This window comes from Candidatus Erwinia dacicola (genome assembly GCF_001756855.1).
Classification (GTDB): Bacteria; Pseudomonadota; Gammaproteobacteria; order Enterobacterales; family Enterobacteriaceae; genus Erwinia; species Erwinia dacicola.
The window spans coordinates 1-2,941 of record NZ_MAYS01000113.1; the positions used below are offsets into that span (position 1 = coordinate 1).

The following is a 2,941-nucleotide window of genomic DNA, read 5'->3' on the forward strand; positions in this document are numbered from 1 at the left end:
CTGCACCAGCGCGTCAACCTTACGGGTGGAGACGCCGTTTATCCACGCTTCCTGGATGACCGCGTTCAGTGCTTTCTCCGACAGCCTGCGGGCCTCAAGGAAGGACGGGAAGTACGAGCCTTCACGCAGCTTCGGTATACGCAGGTCCAGGGTACCGAGGCGGGTGTGGTACTGACGGTCACGGTAGCCGTTACGGTAGGTCTCCCGCTCGTCACTGCGCTCATGAGGCTCTGCGTTGATGCGCTGAGTGACATCGGCCTCCATGATGCGGTTGAGCATAAATTCGGTGAGTTCACGCAGAAAGTCCTCGCCGCCGAGTTGCATCAGGGTGTTGCTGAATGTCATGCTGTTGTCGGCCATCGGTTGACTCCTTCTGAGATAATTGTCTGATTAACCATTACCTTACCGGATAAGCCGATGGCTCTCACCATCCTTCCAAATTTACACCACGTCCTAAGACTCTACCAAACCTGCTGATAACCTGTCCCTGCGGCTGCGGTAAAACCTATGTGGGTTGTGCTCTGGGCAACAACGCCTGCCAGCAGGGTTATAGCGTGCAGTACTGGTGCCTGAGTCGGTTGCTGGTTGAGCTGACACACAGCCGCGCAGATGGTAGTTACCGGAAACAGCTTGCTCAGCTGTCAGAAATGCAGTTGCTAATCTTGAATGACTGGGGGCTTGAGCCGTTACTACCGGCGCAGCGTAACGATCTGCTGGAGCTGATGGACGATAGGTACGAGAAGAACACCACGGTGATGATAAGCCAGTTGCCAACGGATGAATGGTATGGTTGCATTGGTGATAAAAGACTGGCAAACACGATCCTTGTCGCCTGATGCATAACTCTCACTGGCTAAAAATGAAAGGTGAGTCAATGAGAAAATGACTGGCACAGGTTGACTGAAAGTGAATGGTCGGTGTAATAAGAGGAAGTTAGGGCGCGTTAGGAAATAACGCGTTCACGTTCCCCCGGAATAGCCGTTCATCTTCACCAAAATACACAAGAGGGTAATTCCATGAAAAAAGGTATCAACAAAGTCACTTTGGTCGGACGTGTCGGAAAAGATCCCGAAGTCCGGTATCGCCCTGAAGGTGGCGCGGTTGCTGTTTTATCGCTGGCAACGTCTGAAACATGGCGCGATAAATCCACCGGAGAAATGAAAGAAGATACGGAATGGCATCGGGTGGTTTTATTTGATAAAGTCGCCGAAATTGCCGAAAAGCATGTCAAAAAAGGCACTCAGATTTATGTCGAGGGCAAACTTAAAACCCGAAAATGGGTAGATGATAAACAGATCGAACGGTTTATCACGGAGGTTATTGTTAACACTTACGGGGAATTTCAATTACTGGGTAACAGGGCAGAACAAAGCCCAACTCCTGCCCCATCACAGGATGCGGATGTGCTGGAAGGTGATATTCTATTCTGAATAAGTTTAAATGAATATCAGTAAAAGGATAACACCCATGAATAAAGATAGTGAAGCGTGGTATCTGGATGGACAGGTGTATTATGGAGGTTGTATAGCGCCGGGGGAAATGCTGGGACCGTATCAATATATGGTATCCTGTCCTCAATAATGCGGTTAAAGAGGCCAGCCGTGAAGATTACAAGTAAGTTGAGGGTGGAAGCCTGATATAGTTATGTCAGAACGCAATGTAATCACTGTGGGTATGCTGATGACAACGGGGATTATGATAACTGAGACCCTGTACATGATTCTGTGTAAATGTCTTTTTAGAGGTGGCCGCCTGAACGACCACCTCTAAAAAGACATTTACACAGAATCATGTACAGGGTCGGTGGCCGGGCTGGCGCTGATCCTTGGCATTGACCGCTTTATGTCCGAAGCGCGTGCGTTGACGAACCTGATCGGCGACGGTGTTTGTGGCGAAATGGGTCGACCAGCTGGATGAGATGCAGATGAAAGAGACGCTGAACACGGAAAAAGCTGGAAAAACGACCTGATATCACGGCATAAGTGCTTAATTCATTAAATATTGCCCCAAATGCCCGTCGTGACTTGCCCTCACGACGGGCATTTGCATAATAACCCCCAAGCTATTTTTATGATTTTTCATTCTGCGGTGTGACATCCCCGCCGATGTGTGGTCTAACAAACTGCTGCATTCACCATTTAATATTAAGAACAGTTGCTTCCTGAACGTGCGTTAGCGCGATAACGGCGAGCAGTAGATCGCCAGTGATAATTTTTTGGTTTGTGATTGAGTATGGGTTCACATGCAGGGCACCAGAATTCGTTTATTAGTTGGTGGAATATTGCTGGCTGCGGCCAGTCTGACTGTGCAGGCCGATCCTCTTTAACCCGATCCTGCTTGGCAGCAGAGTATGCACCCGCAGCACCCGATTCCGCCAGCCATCACCTCATACGACTACACGCTCTACAACCTAAGCCTGCCGAACAACCGCCCGGAGTTAGTGAAAGAAGCACTGACCTAGCTGGCGGCGACGGCAGGCAAAATGACTATTAATGAAGAAGTGGTTAATACCGCCAATAATGCGGATGATCCGATCGCCACCTGCCCGGGAAATCCGCAGGACGCTTGGTGGCGCTACCGCCTGAAAGGCTCCTCCATACTGGCCCACGATGTCAATACCGATCGAATTCTGACCCCCCCTGCCAAAGTAAAACTGACCCACCCCCTTTGAATTACTCGAACGTTGTTGCTTTCGTTTTCTTCTGGATTTGACCGCTTTTCAGCTTATCCTTCAGTCGGTAGCTTTGGCCGCTGATTTGGGCGATATGCGCATGGTGAAGCAGCCGATCCAGCATCGCTGCCGTCAGCGTTTCGTCATCACCAAACGTTCCGGACCACTGCGTAAACGGCAGGTTGCTGGTCAGGATCACGCTGCCTGACTCATAGCGTTTAGCAACGACCTGAAAGAACAGGTTCGTCTCCATTTTACCGAACGGCAGAT

Annotated in this window: 4 protein-coding genes and 2 pseudogenes; 4 read left to right on the plus strand and 2 right to left on the minus strand. The window is 50.0% G+C overall.

Translation table 11 applies throughout. The features are described 5' to 3' along the window. Positions 1-360: transposase (locus BBW68_RS03540; protein ID WP_186821231.1), on the minus strand; the 360-nt coding region annotated here is incomplete at its 3' end. 149 nt (positions 361-509) lie between these two features. Between BBW68_RS03540 and BBW68_RS03545 the strand changes: the two genes are divergently transcribed. The 4 genes and pseudogenes from BBW68_RS03545 to BBW68_RS15630 all read left to right on the plus strand — a co-directional run. Continuing rightward, entirely contained in the window at positions 510-836 is a 327-nt protein-coding gene (locus BBW68_RS03545; protein ID WP_276325372.1) for an ATP-binding protein, read from the plus strand. Between the two features lie 180 nt (positions 837-1,016). Further along, positions 1,017-1,430: a single-stranded DNA-binding protein gene (gene ssb / locus BBW68_RS03550; protein WP_070134023.1), complete on the plus strand. Its 414-nt coding sequence runs from the start codon at positions 1,017-1,019 to the stop codon at positions 1,428-1,430. A gap of 373 nt (positions 1,431-1,803) precedes the next feature. Then, positions 1,804-1,969: pseudogene (locus BBW68_RS17550) on the plus strand (C4-dicarboxylate transporter DctA); the annotation flags it as partial. Positions 1,970-2,242: 273 nt separating this feature from the next. After that, positions 2,243-2,611, plus strand: a pseudogene (locus BBW68_RS15630) (hypothetical protein); the annotation flags it as partial. 61 nt (positions 2,612-2,672) lie between these two features. On the opposite strand, the gene BBW68_RS03560 reads toward BBW68_RS15630, so the two are convergent. Then, positions 2,673-2,941, minus strand: a 269-nt coding sequence (locus tag BBW68_RS03560; RefSeq protein WP_186821257.1) for an ATP-binding protein, incomplete at its 5' end; no start/stop codon positions are given.

Excerpts from the sequence above, each read along its gene's own strand:
- ssb (WP_070134023.1), top strand. The coding sequence starts at position 1,017 with ATGAAAAAAGGTATCAACAAAGTCACTTTGGTCGGACGTGTCGGAAAA.